This is a genomic window from Actinoallomurus liliacearum (genome assembly GCF_039542035.1).
GTDB lineage: Bacteria > Actinomycetota > Actinomycetes > Streptosporangiales > Streptosporangiaceae > Actinoallomurus > Actinoallomurus liliacearum.
The window spans coordinates 403755-419698 of sequence record NZ_BAABHJ010000008.1 but is presented as its reverse complement, the minus strand read 5'-3'; the positions used below and the strand labels follow the sequence as shown (position 1 = coordinate 419698).

The following is a 15944-nucleotide window of genomic DNA, read 5'->3' as shown; positions in this document are numbered from 1 at the left end:
GGTCAGCGGGGGAGGCCGACCGACTTCTCCGGCGGCATGATCACGCCGCCGGAGGGGCTCAGCCGGGCCTTGACGGCCGGTCCTCTCCAGGCGCTGGTGTCGGTGCCCTTCGGCGCGTGCCGGGCGATGTAGTCGGCGTAGACCGAGAACCACTCCTGCGCGCTGTACGGCGACCAGCCGTGCTGCTTGGCCCGGCCGTAGACGAACGTCGCGTCCGCGGTCGGGTTCGTACGCGCGTCGAGGGTCTGCTGCAGCAACTGCACCGCGTCGTTGAGGAAGTACGTGTCGGTGTCGCCGACGTAGACGTAGATCCGGCCCTGGAGCTTCGGCCCGAGCGCCGGCCATTCGGCGGCGAGCTTCGCGCTCAGGTCCATCGGCCTCCACCGGGCGGTCACCGCGGGATCGATCACGCCGGTCCGCTTGTCCCAGGCGAGCGCCGGGTAGCCGTCCCGGCCCTGAGGGCCGTACACCGCCTCCCAGATCGCCCATGCGCCGCCCGAGCGGTCACGGTCGCCCCGGGCCAGCTCCCACAGGTTCTCTTGGGCCATGACGTAGTTCGTGTCACCGGCGACGTCGCGGCTGTCCGGGCGGGGCGTGCGATCCCACTCGCGGACGGTGTCGTAGGCGTTCGCGTCGCCGTACACGTTGACGATCTGATGGCGGTGGAAGTCGACCGGGTCCGGATATCCGGCGAACGTTCCGCCGTAGACGTCCGGGTAGAAGACCTCGCTCGCGAGCGCCTCCCACCCGCCCGTGGAACCGCCCGAGGTGACCCGCGCCCACGGTGCGGCGATGGTCCGGAAGCCGGCGTCGATCGCGGGGATCAGCTCCTTGGTGGTGGCATCGCCGTATGGGCCGAGGTTGGCCGAGTTCACCACGTACGAGGAGTCGTAGAACGGGTTCTCCTCGCGGACCTCGACGCTGATGAAACGCGGAGCGCTGTCCGACATCCACCACTTGGAGAACGCGTTGCCCTGGTCCTCGCGGAAGCCGTGCGGCGCGCCGGTCGTGAAGTGCGCGAAGTGGTACTCCACCGGGTAGCGCTTGTCGTCGGCCGCGTCGTAGCCGGCGGGCAGCAGCACGTTCGCGCCGACGTACATCGGCCGTCCCCAGAACTTCGACAGGGACGGGCTGAGGATCTTCATGTGCTTGACGTGCGCGGTGTCCGCCGGGTTGCCCTGCTGGCACGTACCACCGGCGGGAACGGGTTGCGCGGGCGTGATCACGTGGTCCAGGTTCAGCCGGATCGTGCCCGATCGCCGGGGCGCGAGATCGATCGTCTGCGGCGTGCCGTACATGTTCCCGGGCGAGTTGAACAGGTCCTGCCCGTCCCCGCACGGCATGTGGAGCTTCACCGTCGAGCCGTCCGAGCGGTGGAACGTCGTGTAGACGTTGAAGAACGCCTGCACGGTGTAGCGCCCGGACGGCAGGTCGCGCAGTCGCTCCAGGGGATAGCCGTACGCCCGCCCGTCCACATACGCCGTACGCCCGGGCCGTAGCCCGTCGACGTCCTGCCCCCAGAACGGCACGCCGCCGGTGATGTCGATCTGCTCCCGCGGCTCCGGCGTGACCTTGCGCGAGATGACGACGTACGCGCGGCCGTCCGCCGCGTCCTGACGCAGCGACGACGGGAACGACAAGGCGAACCGCAGCGGCGGATCCGGGTCGGCCGCGGCGACCGTTCCGCCCATCGTCAGCAGCATCGCACCGATCGCGCCGATGACACGAGCCCGCACGGCGTGCCTCCTCTTGATCGAGGCCGTGGTTACGGGCTGGACGATGTCACGGATACGGCCCATACGGAATGGACGATCCGCCCCCTGAAAGCCTTTGGCCGGTTCAGGCCGTCCGGGTGATCGGTTCCTCAGGAGGGGTCGAGGCCGCGGCGGCGGCGGAGGGTGCGGTCGGCGGCGGAGAAGAGCCGGTCGATCACGATGCCGATGACCAGGATCATGATCATGATGGCGATCATGTCCGGCGCGTCGATGTTCTCCCGGGCGTACTCCAGGCGGACGCCGAGCGACGTGTGGTGCCCGATGATCACGAGGAGCTCGCCCGCCATCAGGCTGCGCCAGGCGAACGCCCATCCCTGCTTGAGCCCCGTCACGAAGGCCGGGAGCGACGCGGGCAGGATGAGGTGCCGGTACAGCGCCAGTCCGCGCAGTCCCAGGATCTTCCCCGCCCGCAGCAGGATCGGCGGGGTGTAGTCGACGCCGGCGATCAGGCCGTTGGCGATCGACGGGGCCGCGCCGAGCACGATGACGAACAGGATCGCGCTCTCGCTGAGCTGGAACAGCAGGATGGCGAGCGGGAACCAGGCGATCGACGGCATCGTCTGCAACCCGGTGATCAGCGAGCCGAACGCCACCCGCAGGAACCGCACCCGCGACACGACCGCCCCGATCGCGGCCCCGACGACGATCGCCAGCGCGAAGCCGATCACCGCGCGGCGCATGGTCAGGCCCAGCCCCGCCCAGAACGACGACTCGCTCAGGTCCCGGCCCAGCTGCGGGAAGACCTGCGCCGGGCCGGGCAGGACGTACGTCGGCTTCCAGCCGCTGAGCACGACGATCTCCCAGACGCCGATCGCGATGGCGATCGCGGCGAGCACCGGCCACGCCGACGCCCAGATCCGCCGCAGCAGGCCGGGGCGTGCGCGATTCGCCATCTCCAGCGCGTCCAGGCCCGCGATCTGACGCTCGAGCACGTTCGTCGCCGACGTGCCCGGCTCGACCGACTCACGATCCATGACGCCCCACCTCCGCACGGAGCCGATCGGTGATCTGTCCCGCCAACGCGGCGACCTCGCCGTCGTCGATGCGCCGCGGCCGGTCCAGCGGCACGGGGAACTCCTCGACGACGCGGCCGGGACGGCTGGACAGCAGGACGACGCGGTCGCCGAGGCGTACGGCCTCGCGCACGTTGTGCGTCACGAACAGCACGGTGAGGGAACGCTCGGACCAGATGCGCTCCAGCTCGTCGTGGAGCAGGTCGCGGGTCATCGCGTCCAGCGCGCCGAACGGCTCGTCCATCAGCAGCACGTCGCTGTCCTGGGCGAGGGCCCGGGCGATGGCGACGCGCTGGCGCATCCCGCCGGAGAGCTGGTGGGGGCGCTTGCGGCCGAAGCCCTCCAGGTGCACGGCCGCCAGCAGGTCGGCGGCGCGCCGCCGGCGTTCGGCCTTCGGCACGCCCCGCGTGCGCAGGGCCAGCTCGACGTTGCCGGCGACGGTCAGCCAGGGGAAGAGCGCGGGCTCCTGGAACATCAGGCCCACCCGCGCGCCGCCGACGTCGACCGTGCCGAGCGTCGGCCGGTCCAGCCCGGCGACGATCGACAGCAGTGTGCTCTTGCCGCACCCTGACGCGCCCAGGATGCAGACGAACTCTCCCGGATCGACCGACAGCGACACCTTGTCGAGCGCCAGGAGCGCGCCGCCGCCGGTCCCGTACGCCTTGGAGACGCCGTCGATCCGCACCGGAGGGGCGGTCGCCCGCTCCGGTTCCCTCGTTGTGACAGCCATTTCTTCTCCCTCAGCCCAGCGGGCGGGTCACGAGTCGCTCACCGCCGGTTCGCCCTTGGCCTTGAGGACCTCGTTGAGCGGGCCGAGGTCGTAGATGCCCTTCAGGTCGACGTGGTCGAGCAGGCCGACCGCCTCGGCGTGCTGGGCGCTGGCCTGCAGCGACGAGGCGATCGGGTCGTTGGTGAACGTGACGTTCTTGAACGTCGCGTCGAGGGCGGCCTGCTTGAGCGGCTTGCCGGTCAGCGACCCCAGCTCCGTGTTGGCGGCCTGCTCGGCGCCGGCCTTGTCGGAGTTGATGTAGTCGGTCGCCTCGACCTGCGCCTCGAGCAGCTTCTTCACGAGGGCGGGGTGCTTCTTGAGGAACTCGGTCCGCACGATCAGGTTCGTGATGACGAACTTGCCGCCGGGCCACAGCGACGCCTCGTCGACGAGCTTCTTGCCCTTGCTCTCCAGGATGAGCCGGGAGGCGTACGGCTCCGGCACCCACGCGCCGTCGATCTGGCCCTGCGCGAACGCCTGGAGGGTCTGGGAGTTGTCCTGGGGGACGACGTGGACGTCGCCGCCGCCGGCCTTGTCCGTCTTGAGACCCTGCTGCTTCAGCCAGTAGCGGAGGGCCACGTCCTGGGTGTTGCCGAGCTGCGGGGTGGCGATCTTCTTGCCGCGCAGATCGGCCGCCGACGTGATGGACGGCTTGACGATCAGGGCGGCGCCGCCGCTGGCCGCGCCAGCGATGATCTTGATGGCCTGGCCGTGCGACTTCACGAAGGCGTTGATGGCCGGGTTGGGGCCGACGTACGTCGCGTCGACCGCGCCGGAGAAGACCGCCTCGGTAGCGGCCGGGCCGGCGTTGAAGGTGAGCGTCTTCGGGGCCTTGCCGAGGTGCTTGGTGAAGATGCCCTTCTGTATGCCGACGAGCGCCGTGGCGTGCGTGATGTTCGGGAAGAAGCCGAGCCGGACGACGGTGTCGTCGGCGCCGGAGGACGCCTTGGCGTCGTCGCCACCGCCGCACGCGGTGAGCAGCCCGGTGCCGACGATGATGGCAAGGCCGAAGGCCGCGAGCCGCGGTTTCATGGGCAACTCCACTATGTCTATCGAACAGGTGTGATTGGTCGCTTAAGTAGACAAGGGATTCGAAGGAAGCGTCAAGTAGCCGGAATGCGGGTGTAACCGGTTGACTACGGGACGAAGGGGCTGCAGATGGACGGCCGGTGGCCTGATCCGGCCGTCAGAGGCCCCGGACGGCCCGCATCGCGGAAGGGGGGTGGCGTTGCGCGGCCGTCAGGCCCCGGGCGACTAGGCTCAGGGGCGAAAGGTCCGATAGTGATCACAAGGAGCTCAAGTGTCGTCGATCGAAGCCGTACACGCTCGGGAGATCCTCGATTCTCGGGGTAACCCCACGGTCGAGGTGGAAGTGCAGCTCGACGACGGCAGTGGAGCGCGCGCAGCGGTGCCGAGCGGCGCCTCGACCGGCCAGTTCGAGGCCGTCGAGCTCCGCGACGGCGGGGAGCGGTACAACGGCAAGGGCGTCGAGAAGGCCGTGCAGGGCGTCGAAGACGAGATCGCGCCCGAGCTGCTCGGCTACGACGCGGACGACCAGCGCCTGATCGACCAGGCGCTCATCGACCTCGACGGGACCCCCGACAAGTCCCGCCTGGGCGCCAACGCCATCCTCGGCGTCAGCCTCGCGGTGGCGAAGGCCGCGGCTCTGTCGGCCGACCTCCCGCTGTTCCGCTACGTCGGCGGGCCGAACGCCCACGTGCTGCCGGTGCCGATGATGAACATCCTCAACGGCGGCGCCCACGCCGACACCAACGTCGACATCCAGGAGTTCATGATCGCGCCGATCGGCGCGTCGACGTTCAGTGAGGCCGTCCGCTGGGGCGCGGAGACGTACCACGCGCTGAAGGCCGTGCTGAAGGGCCGGGGCCTGGCGACCGGGCTCGGCGACGAGGGCGGCTTCGCCCCCGAGCTGCCGAGCAACCGTGACGCCCTCGACCTGATCCTTGAGGCGATCCAGCGGGCGGGGTTCCAGCCGGGCACCGACATCGCGCTCGCCCTGGACGTGGCCGCCACGGAGTTCCACTCCGAGGGCACGTACGCGTTCGAGGGCGGCAAGCGCTCCGCCGAGGAGATGGCGACCTACTACGGCGAGCTGCTCGACGCGTACCCGCTGGTCTCCATCGAGGACCCGCTGTCGGAGGAGGACTGGGCGGGCTGGCAGGCGCTCACCGAGGCCGTCGGCTCCCGCGTCCAGGTCGTGGGCGACGACCTGTTCGTCACCAACCCGGAGCGTCTGCAGCGCGGCATCGACTCGGCCGCGGCCAACGCGCTCCTGGTCAAGGTCAACCAGATCGGCACGCTGACCGAGACCCTCGACGCGGTGACCCTCGCGCACATGAACGGCTTCCGCACGATGATGAGCCACCGTTCCGGCGAGACCGAGGACACCACGATCGCCGACCTGGCCGTCGCCGTCGGCAGCGGTCAGATCAAGACCGGTGCCCCGGCCCGGAGCGACCGGGTGGCCAAGTACAACCAGCTGCTGCGCATCGAGGAGCTCCTCGACGACGCCGCGCGGTACGCCGGCCGGTCGGCGTTCCCCCGCTTCCACGGGGAGTGAGACCGGGCTCCGATGACCGAGGAGAAGCGGCGACCGCCTGAGCGGAACGCCAAGGAGATGCGGCGCGCTCATCTGACGAGTCGCGCCGCGATCCTGGCGGTCGTCGCCTGCGCGATCGCCCTGAGCCTGGCCTATCCCGTCCGGGAGTACATCGCCCAGCGACGGGAGATCGGATCGCTGCGGGTACAGCAGCGAGTGGCGCAGGGGCAGGTCGAGCAGCTCTCCCGGCAGAAGCAGCGGCTCGGCGACGAGTCCTACATCAAGCGCGAGGCGCGCCGCCGGTTGCACATGTGCGACCCGGGCGCCAAGTGCTACGTGGTGCTGGGCGGGGGGCAGAACAACGGTCAGGACGCCTCCCGCAAGCGCCCGCCGCCGACCCCGCCCTGGTACGTCACGCTCTGGCGGTCGGTGGACGCGGCGGATCGGCGCCGCTGACCGCATACCCTGAGCGCTGGCATTCAGATTTCGGCGAGGCGGTTCGCGGCACCGACCCGCCGGCGCCGATCCGGCACGCCGATGACCGGCGGCCGGAGTACGGCGGCGGCCCGGTGCCGTGGCCACAGGTCGGCAGGCGGGCCTGCCGGTGACTCCGGAGGGCTTACCCGGTGATCGAGGAACGCGACGTCGCGGCGGTGGCCGCGCAACTGGGCCGTGCGCCGCGTGGGCTGCGGGCGATCGCCCATCGCTGCCCCTGCGGGCTGCCCGACGTGGTGGAGACCGCGCCCCGGCTGCCCGACGGCACGCCGTTCCCGACGTTGTTCTACCTGACCTGCCCGAAGGCCGCGTCGGCGATCGGGACGCTGGAGGCGAGCGGGCTGATGCGGGAGATGACCGCCCGGCTCGACGCCGACCCGGAGCTGGCCGCGGCGTACGAGGCGGCGCACCGCGACTACCTCGACCGCCGGGACGCCGCCGCGAAGGGGGAGGGCGTCGAGCCGCTCCCCGAGGGGATGCAGAGCGCGGGCGGCATGCCGTCCCGGGTCAAGTGCCTGCACGCCCTGGTCGCGCACGAACTCGCGGTGCCGGGGGCCAATCCCTTCGGCCGGGAGGCCCTGGACCGGATGCCGGACTGGTGGCGCGCCGGCTCGTGCGCGACCACATGTGGCACCGAGGCCGGACAGTCCCCGGGATCCGATGACGAGAACCGTCAGGCCTTGTAATGATTTGGTGTAAGTCGGCGGCCGGAGCGAGCGGCCCGCGTGAGCCGGGCCCCTCGGGCGCGGTCGGAGGTGGAGGCGGAGGCGGCGGTCACGTTGATCGCCGTCGCCGGGGAGCGCGGGAGGACCGCGCCGACGAGGTGCGCCGGGAGGCGAACGAATCGTGAGCACAGCGACGCGTGTCGCGGCGATCGACTGCGGGACGAACTCCGTCCGTCTGCTCATCGCCGACATCGTCGACGGCCGGTTGACCGACCTCGAACGCCGCATGGAGATCGTGCGGCTCGGGCAGGGCGTCGACAAGACCGGTCGCCTGGCCCCCGAGGCCCTCGACCGCACGTTCGCCGCCATGCGGGGCTACGCGAAGCTGATCGCCGCGCACGACGTCACCGGCACTCCCATCAGGACGAGGGTCGTGGCGACCAGCGCCACCCGTGACGCGTCCAACCGGGACGACTTCGTGCGGGGCGTCGTCGACATCTTCGGCGTGGCGCCCGAGGTGATCACCGGTGAGGAAGAGGCCCACCTGTCGTTCATCGGCGCGACGAAGGATCTGTCGGCCCTGCGGCCGATGCGCCCGTACCTCGTCGTCGACATCGGCGGCGGCTCCACCGAGTTCGTCTTCGGCACCACCGAGGTCGAGGCCGCGCGCTCGGTCGACATCGGCTGCGTCCGGCTGACGGAGCGGCACCTGCGGGCCGACCCGCCGTCGCCCGAGCAGGTCGCCGCCGCCGTCGCGGACATCGACGCGGCCCTCGCCAGTGTGCGTGACGGCCGGCCGGCGCCGGAGCCGGCGAGCGTCCCGATGCCGCCCGGAAACGGCGCCGTGGGCGCCGATCCGGCCGCGCCCGCCGGCCCGCCGGCCGAAGGGGCGCCGGCCGCGAGCCTGCCGGCGGTTCCGGTCGCCGAGGCGCGGACCCTCGTCGGGCTGGCCGGTTCGGTGACCACCGTGGCGGGCATCGCGCTCGACCTGCCGGCGTACGACTCCGAGCGCATCCACCTGTCGCGGATCAAGGCCCGCCAGGTGCACGACGTGACCCGGACGCTGCTGCGCTCCACGCACGAGGAGCGCAGCAGGATCGGCGTCATGCACCCCGGACGGGTCGACGTCATCGGCGCCGGGGCGCTCATCCTCGACCGGATCATGCGCGAGTACGCCTTCGCCGACGTGATCGTCAGCGAGCGCGACATCCTCGACGGCATCGCGTGGTCGCTGGTCTGACGCCGGAGAAGCGAACCGAGCCCGCCCGCATGAACGCCCCCTTCATCCCCCCGGGATCCGGACATCCAGCGGACCCCGCCACCCCGGACACGCCGGTGGCGGCGGCGCCGGCGGACGTGCGGGCCCTCGCGGACTCCGCCCCCACCCTCGGCGAACTCGTCGCGCGGCAGTCGGTGTGCCGTGCCTGCCCGCGCCTCGTGGCCTGGCGGGAACAGGTCGCCGTCGAACGCCGCCGGGCGTTCGCGGAGGAGGAGTACTGGGGGCGGCCCATCCCGGGCTGGGGGGACCCCGAGCCCCGGATCCTCATCGTCGGCCTGGCACCCGCCGCGCACGGCGGGAACCGCACCGGACGGATCTTCACCGGGGACCGCAGCGGTGACTGGCTCTTCGCGTCGTTGCACCGGACCGGCCTGGCCGCGATCCCGACCAGCACCCACGCGGCCGACGGCCAGCGGCTGCTCGGCGCCCGCGTCGTGGCCTCGGTGCGCTGCGCCCCGCCCGCCAACAAGCCGACCCCCGCCGAACGCGCGGCCTGCCTGCCCTGGCTGGCTCGGGAACTCGGTTTCGTCGCCGGTACGGTCCGGTCGATCGTCGTGCTCGGCGGGTTCGGCTGGCAGGCGCTGTGGCCGGCGCTGAAGGAGGCCGGGTACGCCGTACCCGCTCCGCGTCCGGCGTTCGGGCACGGAGCCGAGGTCGCGCTGACCGCGCCGGGCGGCGCGGAGACGCTGCTGCTCGGCTGCTACCACCCGAGCCAGCAGAACACCTTCACCGGCCGGGTGACCGAGCCCATGCTCGACGCGGTGTTCACCAGGGCCCGAGAGTACGCGGGCCTGCCGGGCTGAACCGGAGCCGGCGCGCCCCGTTCTCGCGGACGCGGCCGCACGTTCGCGCCGGGCCACCCGGCAGATGACGGACCGGGCGGGTGACGGGTGGAGCGGCGCACAGTGGAGCCCCCGCTCCCACTGCACGGCCCCCTCGCGCCACCCGTCACTCCGCACCGGTTCCTTCTCCCTCTTTGACGCGGCCGCCCGCCCGTTGGTTCGTACGTGATCGGTTTCACAAGGCGGGGTCTGTGCTTGGGCGACGTGCCGGATTAGAGTAAAAAGCGAGGTTGTGAAAGTTTTCACAAAGTCTCAGCCCGTTTCGGGAGGACGCCATGGGTACCGAAACCCGTATGGCAACGCACGTGCTCATCGTCGGTGGCGGCTACGTCGGCATGTACACCGCGCTCCGGCTGCACAAGAAGATGCGCCGCGAGCTCAAGAGCGGTGAACTTCAGATCACGGTCGTCGACCCTCAGTCGTACATGACCTACCAGCCGTTCCTGCCGGAGGCGGCGGCCGGCAACATCGAGGCCCGGCACGTCGTCGTGCCCCTGCGCCGCGTCCTGCCGCGGGCGACCATCCTCAACGGCCGGGTCACCAAGATCGAGCACGCGAAGCGCCAGGCGTGGGTCCAGGTGGTGGGGAGCACCAGCGCGGAGGGCGATGGATCCGAGCAGGTCGCCGAGACGCGCATGCTCTCCTACGACCTCCTGGTCTTCTGCCCCGGATCGATCTCCCGCACCCTGCCGATCCCCGGTCTCGCCCAGTGCGGCATCGGGTTCAAGACGGTGGGGGAGGCCATCTACCTGCGCAACCAGGTGCTCGCGCAGCTCGACATCGCGGCCTCGACCGAACTGGAGGAGGTCCGGAGGCGGGCGCTGACGTTCGTCTTCGTCGGCGGCGGATACGCGGGCGTCGAGGCGCTGGCCGAGCTGGAGGACATGGCCCGCGACGCCTGCGCGTACTACCCGAACGTCGACGCGTCCGACATGAAGTGGGTGCTGGTCGAGGCGGGCGACCGCATCCTGCCGGAGGTCGGCCCGGACATGGGCCGCTGGACGATCGAGGCGCTGCGCCGGCGCGGTATCGCGATCAAGCTCCAGACGCTTCTCAAATCCGCCGAAGGGCACCACGTCGTGCTCAGCGACGGCGAGGAATTCGACGCGGGAACGCTCGTTTGGACGGCAGGTGTCAAGCCCAATCCCGTCGTGCGGCGCACCGATCTTCCGATCGACGACAAGGGCCGGCTCAAGGCGACCGCCGAGTTGACGGTGGAGGGCGTGGAAGGCGCATTCACCGCGGGCGACGTCGCGGCCGTCCCCGACCTGACGAAACCGGGCAACCTGACCGCGCCGAACGCGCAACACGCCGTCCGGCAGGCGAAGGTTCTGGGGGACAACGTTCTCGCCGCGCTTCGCGGTAAGGCGCTCAAACCCTACAAACACGCGTATGCCGGATCGGTCGCGAGCCTGGGGCTGCACAAGGGGGTCGCGCAGATCTACGGCGTGAAGCTGCGGGGTCTCCTCGCGTGGTGGCTGCACCGGACGTACCACCTGTCCCGGGTGCCCACGGTGAACCGCAAGGCGCGGGTGACCGCCGACTGGACCCTCGCCTTCTTCTTCAAGCGCGAGGTCGTCTCGCTCGGCTCCATCACACGACCTCGCGAGGAGTTCGAGCTGGCCGCGAAAGACTGATCGGTATTCGGCCTGTAATTAGGGCGCGGCACTAATAGGCGTTATTTGTCGCATTTACTGGGTGGTCCCTTATTGGCTCATGCCCGGTATGATTACGCCGCCCCCGTAGCCCAACAGGCAGAGGCAGACTCCCTAAAAGAGTCGGTTGTGTCGGTTCGACCCCGACCGGGGGCACTGCACGTTGACAGAGGTGTCGTGGAGCAATCCACACCTTTCGTCCGAGTGCTCCCGGCGGCGTTATGGCCGTCAGTTCGGCCGGTATCGGTCTGCCGTTTCTCGTCCGATACCGGCCGTGCCGCACTATCCGTTTCGTGATATATGCGTACCTGCGGCGGGGAGAGTCACGTCGTGCCGGTGGGAACACTGTGACCGTACGCTGTCGTTGAACGGTCACAGCGAGTCGGGAGGGTGTTACATGGAGAGCCGGAACCCGGTCTTGTCCCGGCGCGGCGCGTTCGGGCAGCAGGCGTCGGGAGGGGCCCCGAGCGTGTACCAGCTCGAGGCGATGTACAACGCGTCCGCGTACGCGCCGCCCCGGTCCATGACGATCGACGACGTCGTCGTGCGGTCGTTCCTGACGCTCGGCACGCTCGTCGTGGCCGGAGCCGCCGCCTGGGTCCTCGTCCCGGACCGGCTGGCCAACGCCGTCGCGCTCGCCGCCGTGGTGGTCGGGCTGATCTGCTGGGCGATCCTGACGTTCGGCCGCCGGGTCAATCCCGTCCTCGTGCTCGGCTACGCCGCCGCGTACGGCGTCGCGGTCGGCGTGGTGAGCCACGCCTACAACTCCGTCTACAACGGGGTGGTCCTGCAGGCGGTGGTCGGCACCGCGTTGGCGTTCGGCGCGACGCTGGCCGTCTACGCCCTGCGGATCGTCCGGGTGACCCCGAGGTTCGTCCGCTTCGTGGTCGCCGCCGGGCTCGCCCTCATGGGCCTGATGGTGCTCAACCTGCTGGTGTCGTTCTTCCACGTCGGCGGCATCGGGATCCGGGAGAACGGCCCCCTCGGCATCGTCTTCAGCCTCGCCGCGATCCTCGTTGGCTGCTTCTTCCTGCTGCTGGACTTCAGCTCCATCGAGGACGGGGTCCGCTCGGGCGCCCCGCGGAAGGCCGCGTGGCTCGCGGCGTTCGGGCTGACCGTGAGCCTGGTCTGGATCTACCTGGAGCTGCTCCGGTTCCTGTCCTACTTCTACAGCCGGGACTGAGCCGGCCGGCGAACGCGCCGCCCCGACAGCGAAGTGATCGGCGCCCCCGCCTCACGCGGGGGCGCCGGCGCCGTCTCAGCCGTGGAAGTCAGGGCCGGCGCGGACGATCGTCGCCCGGACGACGACCCGGCGGTCGCGCTCCATCGCGGCGCGGTAGTCGTCCCAGTCGGGATGCTCGCCGGAGACCTTCCGGTAGTAGTCGATCAGTGGTTCCATCGCTTCGGGCAACGGGACGATCTCGGCCTCGCCGTCGACCTGGATCCATTCGCCGAAGAACGCGTCGGTGAAGACACAGAAGGTCACGCGGGGATCGCGCATCAGGTTGCGCGTCTTCGCCGCGGTCTCACGCGTGCTGACGATGATCCGTCCCTCGTCGTCGACCGCGCAGAGGACGGGTGAGGTCTGCGGGCGGCCGTCGGCGTGGAACGTCACCATCACCGCTCGATGGTGCTTGGTGATGAAGTCGAGTGCCCTGCGCTGCTCCACGCGGGGTCAGAACCGGACGGCGCGCCGATGCAGCTCGTGCTCGTGCACGAGGGCCGAGGCGTAACCGTGCGAGAGCCCGTGCTCGTCCGCAAGCCAGTTGACCCGCTCGTCGCAGCGTAGGAAGGCGGGGCCGTTGTCGATGGCTTCGAACCACTCGGGGAGGTCACGTCCTGTGACTTTCGGGATGCGTGCGATGAGATTCTTGTGCGTCTCCGGTGAGTGGTTCAAAGACATAGGCACCTCCTGGATGGGCGGGCTGCTTGTTGACGACTCTGCAACACGCATCGCAATCACACAACCCCCCTACGGAGAGCTTTCTGTCACGGCACGTAGATCCTTCGTCACGATGCGCCCCTCGCGGGTTACGAACTGCTAACGAAACCCCCCGGCGCGGGTGTCCCGCCGGGGAGTTTCACGTGAACGGGCCGCGAGCTTGACCAGCGCGTGACCGAGGCCCTCAGCTGAGGCGCTCGAACACCATCGCCATGCCCTGGCCGCCGCCGACGCACATCGTCTCGAGGCCGAAGGTCTTGTCGTGCCACTGCAGCCCGTTGAGCAGCGTGCCCGTGATGCGTGCCCCGGTCATGCCGAACGGGTGGCCGACCGCGATCGCGCCACCGTTCACGTTCAGCTTGTCGATGTCGATCCCCAGGTCCCGGTAGGAGGGGATCACCTGGGCGGCGAACGCCTCGTTGATCTCGACCAGGTCGATGTCGTCGATCGTCAGGCCGCCCCTCTTCAGAGCCTGACGGGACGCCTCCACCGGTCCGAGGCCCATGATCTCCGGGGACAGCCCCGAGACCCCGGAGGAGACGATGCGGGCGAGCGGCGTGATGCCGAGCTCGGCGGCCTTGGTGTCGCTCATCACGACGACCGCGGCCGCGCCGTCGTTGAGCGGGCAGCAGTTGCCGGCCGTCACCGTGCCGTCGGGCCGGAAGACCGGCTGGAGCTGGGAGACCTTCTCGAGCGTCGTTCCGGCGCGCGGGCCGTCGTCCTTGGCCACCACGGTGCCGTCCGGCAGCTCGACCGGCGTGATCTCCCGCTCGAAGAAGCCGTTCCCGATGGCCTTCTCGGCGAGGTTCTGGGAGCGCACCCCGAACTCGTCCTGCTCGGCGCGGCCGATGCCGCGCAACTGGGCGACGTTCTCGGCGGTCTGGCCCATCGCGATGTAGACGTCGGGAAGCCCACCGTCCTGGCGGGGGTCGCGCCAGGTCTCGGCGTTGCCCTCGGCACGCTTGGCCGTACGGGCCTGAGCCTCGTTGAACAGCGGGTTCTGGGTGTCGGGCAGGCCGTCGCTGCTGCCCTTGGCGAACCGGCTGACCATCTCGACCCCGGCCGAGACGATGACGTCCGCCTCGCCGGACTTGATGGCGTGGAAGGCCATCCGGGTGGTCTGCAGCGACGAGGAGCAGTAGCGCGTGATCGTGGCGCCCGGGAGGTTGTCGTATCCGAGGAGGAGGGCGACCACGCGGGCCATGTTGTAACCCTGCTCGCCGCCGGGCAGGCCGCAGCCCAGCAGCAGGTCGTCGATGTCGTTCGGGTCCAGCTGCGGGACCTTGTCGAGCGCCGCCCGCACGATGCGCGCGGTGAGATCGTCGGGACGCAGGTCCTTCAGCGATCCCTTGAACGCCCGCCCGATGGGAGAGCGTGCGGTCGCGACGATGACAGCCTCGGGCATGATGGGTCTCCTTCTCCTTGGCCGACCGGGCGGTGGCCCTGTGTCCCGTTGGCAGGCTACTGCGTGTCGGCGGCGAAACCTACTGACGGGTAGCCGCACTTCGGGGAAGCCGCCGAAAGCACTGTGGCGAAGCCACAGGAGGCGCTGTGGCGAAGCCGCGGGAGGTGCGTCAGCCGAGCATGCCGGGGACGGTGCCGGAGGCGTCATGCCGGCCGTGCAGGCCGCCGCGCTCGTCGCGCCACACCCGCCAGCCGGTCACGGAGCCGGTGTACCAGCCCGGCGGCGGACCGGCGGCGGACGGGCGCCGGCCGGTCGACAGGTCGTACGGGCACAGGGCGGGCACCGGGAGGAACCCGGGGTTGCCGCTGATCCGCAGCGGCGTCGGGCCGACCGTGCAGTACGACCAGGCCCGTACGTGCCCGGCGATCCGATGCCCGGTCCGCAGGTCGTACGCCCGCCCGGCGTGCCCCGGGCGCAGCAGGCCCAGGGCGGACAGGTCGGCGGGGAACGCGGGCCACCAGTCGCCGCCGGCGTCCGGCGGGGCCGGGACCGTCGCCACCGTACGGCCGGTGCGCGGGTCGAGCTGGGCGAACCCGCCGTCGCGGTCGCGGGAGTCGACGTCACGCGTGATCAGGGCGACCGCGGGGCTCGCGCTCGGGTAGACGCGGAGCGACCGCCGGTGGACCCACCGCGGACGCCCGTCGTCGAGTCCGACGGCGAAGAAGCCGAACGCCGACAGCGGCGCGTCGTCCCGCGCGCGGTACGGGGCCAGGTAGCCGATGAGCCGGTCGTCGAGCACCCCGAAGGACCAGCCGCCGGACAGGTCGACCGGCCGGCCGAGGGCCTCCTCGACGGAGAAGGACCAGAGCAGCCGGCCGGTCCCGAGGTCGCGGGCCTCGACCACCGGATGACCGGCGATCCGGAACACCACCACGCGGCGGTCATCGGCCCACTCGACCTCGGCGATCCCCGGCATCGTCCACGACGTCGCGCCGGTGGCGGTCTCGACCACCGCGAACCGCGCGTCCTTCCGCGCGGTGAACTCCGACAGGCAGATCGCGTCGCCGCAGCGGGCCGGCCCGAAGGTCGTCCCGACGGCGCGCGCCCACAGCTCCCGCCCGTCGCGTGCGTAGCGGCCGACCACGGCGGCGCCGGAGGCCCGCGGCTCGGCGCTCACGACCACGGGACGATCCGGCGCTCCGGCCACGGCGGCCGGGGTCACCCCCAGGTCGGCCGGGCGGCCGGCCGTCGTCGCGGGCCGTGACCACAGGCGCCGTCCGCTCGCCAGGTCGAGGACGAGCGTACGGAGCCGTCCGTCGGCGCCGAGAGAGGGCACCGCCGTGACGCCTCCGCCGATCGCGGGCCGGCCGACCGCGCCGGCGGCCGGGTCCTGCCACGCGGCGGGGCGCATCCGATCGCCGTGACCGGCGGCCCCACAGCCGAGGCCGGCCAGGAGGCCGAGGTGGACGGCGATCGCCGCGACACTCCGTCGCGGACCCGGGCGGCGTCCGCCCGGCGGTGGCCAACCTGTCGCCATGGTCGTC

At 71.0% G+C, this 15944-nt stretch carries 15 protein-coding genes and 1 tRNA gene; 8 read left to right on the top strand and 8 right to left on the bottom strand.

From position 1 onward, the window contains the following. Positions 1-2: 2 nt before the first annotated feature. From ABD978_RS16700 to ABD978_RS16685, 4 genes are all read right to left on the bottom strand, one after another. Positions 3-1736: an alpha/beta hydrolase-fold protein gene (locus tag ABD978_RS16700; protein ID WP_345354542.1), complete on the bottom strand. Its 1734-nt coding sequence runs from the start codon at positions 1734-1736 to the stop codon at positions 3-5. Positions 1737-1864: 128 nt separating this feature from the next. Continuing rightward, positions 1865-2749, bottom strand: a complete 885-nt coding sequence (locus ABD978_RS16695; RefSeq protein ID WP_345354540.1) for an ABC transporter permease — start codon at positions 2747-2749, stop codon at positions 1865-1867. Continuing rightward, complete coding sequence (locus ABD978_RS16690; RefSeq protein WP_345354538.1) at positions 2739-3518, bottom strand: ABC transporter ATP-binding protein; 780 nt, start codon at positions 3516-3518, stop codon at positions 2739-2741. Before ABD978_RS16690 ends, ABD978_RS16695 begins: the two co-directional genes overlap by 11 nt. A 27-nt stretch (positions 3519-3545) precedes the next feature. Beyond that, a complete protein-coding gene (locus ABD978_RS16685) occupies positions 3546-4589 on the bottom strand; it encodes an ABC transporter substrate-binding protein (protein ID WP_345354536.1) in 1044 nt (347 codons plus the stop codon). A gap of 268 nt (positions 4590-4857) precedes the next feature. Between ABD978_RS16685 and eno the strand changes: the two genes are divergently transcribed. From eno to ABD978_RS16645, 8 genes are all read left to right on the top strand, one after another. After that, positions 4858-6138, top strand: coding sequence for a phosphopyruvate hydratase (gene eno / locus ABD978_RS16680; RefSeq protein ID WP_345354534.1), 1281 nt, complete (start codon positions 4858-4860; stop codon positions 6136-6138). Between the two features lie 12 nt (positions 6139-6150). Next, the gene (locus tag ABD978_RS16675; protein ID WP_345354532.1) at positions 6151-6573 is read left to right on the top strand and encodes an FtsB family cell division protein; all 423 of its coding nucleotides are present in this window, start codon (positions 6151-6153) and stop codon (positions 6571-6573) included. A gap of 170 nt (positions 6574-6743) precedes the next feature. After that, the gene (locus tag ABD978_RS16670; RefSeq protein ID WP_345354530.1) at positions 6744-7298 is read left to right on the top strand and encodes a DUF501 domain-containing protein; all 555 of its coding nucleotides are present in this window, start codon (positions 6744-6746) and stop codon (positions 7296-7298) included. Positions 7299-7458: 160 nt separating this feature from the next. Next, the gene (locus ABD978_RS16665; protein WP_345354528.1) at positions 7459-8517 is read left to right on the top strand and encodes a Ppx/GppA phosphatase family protein; all 1059 of its coding nucleotides are present in this window, start codon (positions 7459-7461) and stop codon (positions 8515-8517) included. Between the two features lie 29 nt (positions 8518-8546). Beyond that, a complete protein-coding gene (locus ABD978_RS16660) occupies positions 8547-9359 on the top strand; it encodes a uracil-DNA glycosylase (RefSeq protein ID WP_345354526.1) in 813 nt (270 codons plus the stop codon). Between the two features lie 332 nt (positions 9360-9691). Then, entirely contained in the window at positions 9692-11035 is a 1344-nt protein-coding gene (locus tag ABD978_RS16655; RefSeq protein WP_345354524.1) for an NAD(P)/FAD-dependent oxidoreductase, read from the top strand. A gap of 99 nt (positions 11036-11134) precedes the next feature. Beyond that, positions 11135-11209 (top strand) — tRNA-Leu (locus tag ABD978_RS16650). A gap of 241 nt (positions 11210-11450) precedes the next feature. Beyond that, positions 11451-12236, top strand: a complete 786-nt coding sequence (locus ABD978_RS16645) for a Bax inhibitor-1/YccA family protein (RefSeq protein ID WP_345354522.1) — start codon at positions 11451-11453, stop codon at positions 12234-12236. Between the two features lie 75 nt (positions 12237-12311). Here ABD978_RS16645 and ABD978_RS16640 read toward each other — a convergent pair whose 3' ends face one another. The 4 genes from ABD978_RS16640 to ABD978_RS16625 all read right to left on the bottom strand — a co-directional run bounded on the left by ABD978_RS16640 (position 12312) and on the right by ABD978_RS16625 (position 15937). Continuing rightward, positions 12312-12722, bottom strand: a complete 411-nt coding sequence (locus ABD978_RS16640) for a PPOX class F420-dependent oxidoreductase (RefSeq protein WP_345354520.1) — start codon at positions 12720-12722, stop codon at positions 12312-12314. Between the two features lie 6 nt (positions 12723-12728). Next, positions 12729-12956 carry a DUF4287 domain-containing protein gene (locus ABD978_RS16635; protein ID WP_252777695.1) on the bottom strand — a complete coding sequence of 76 codons (228 nt, stop codon included), beginning with the start codon at positions 12954-12956 and terminating at the stop codon, positions 12729-12731. Positions 12957-13179: 223 nt separating this feature from the next. Next, complete coding sequence (locus tag ABD978_RS16630; RefSeq protein WP_345354518.1) at positions 13180-14400, bottom strand: acetyl-CoA C-acetyltransferase; 1221 nt, start codon at positions 14398-14400, stop codon at positions 13180-13182. A gap of 169 nt (positions 14401-14569) precedes the next feature. Then, a complete protein-coding gene (locus tag ABD978_RS16625) occupies positions 14570-15937 on the bottom strand; it encodes an outer membrane protein assembly factor BamB family protein (protein ID WP_345354516.1) in 1368 nt (455 codons plus the stop codon). Positions 15938-15944 lie beyond the last annotated feature (7 nt).

Coding starts and splice junctions, on each gene's coding strand:
- ABD978_RS16630 (WP_345354518.1), bottom strand. CDS start 14,400: ATGCCCGAGGCTGTCATCGTCGCGACCGCACGCTCTCCCATCGGGCGG.
- ABD978_RS16690 (WP_345354538.1), bottom strand. CDS start 3,518: ATGGCTGTCACAACGAGGGAACCGGAGCGGGCGACCGCCCCTCCGGTG.
- ABD978_RS16625 (WP_345354516.1), bottom strand. CDS start 15,937: ATGGCGACAGGTTGGCCACCGCCGGGCGGACGCCGCCCGGGTCCGCGA.
- ABD978_RS16635 (WP_252777695.1), bottom strand. CDS start 12,956: ATGTCTTTGAACCACTCACCGGAGACGCACAAGAATCTCATCGCACGC.
- ABD978_RS16660 (WP_345354526.1), top strand. CDS start 8,547: ATGAACGCCCCCTTCATCCCCCCGGGATCCGGACATCCAGCGGACCCC.
- ABD978_RS16685 (WP_345354536.1), bottom strand. CDS start 4,589: ATGAAACCGCGGCTCGCGGCCTTCGGCCTTGCCATCATCGTCGGCACC.
- ABD978_RS16645 (WP_345354522.1), top strand. CDS start 11,451: ATGGAGAGCCGGAACCCGGTCTTGTCCCGGCGCGGCGCGTTCGGGCAG.
- ABD978_RS16655 (WP_345354524.1), top strand. CDS start 9,692: ATGGCAACGCACGTGCTCATCGTCGGTGGCGGCTACGTCGGCATGTAC.
- ABD978_RS16675 (WP_345354532.1), top strand. CDS start 6,151: ATGACCGAGGAGAAGCGGCGACCGCCTGAGCGGAACGCCAAGGAGATG.
- ABD978_RS16695 (WP_345354540.1), bottom strand. CDS start 2,749: ATGGATCGTGAGTCGGTCGAGCCGGGCACGTCGGCGACGAACGTGCTC.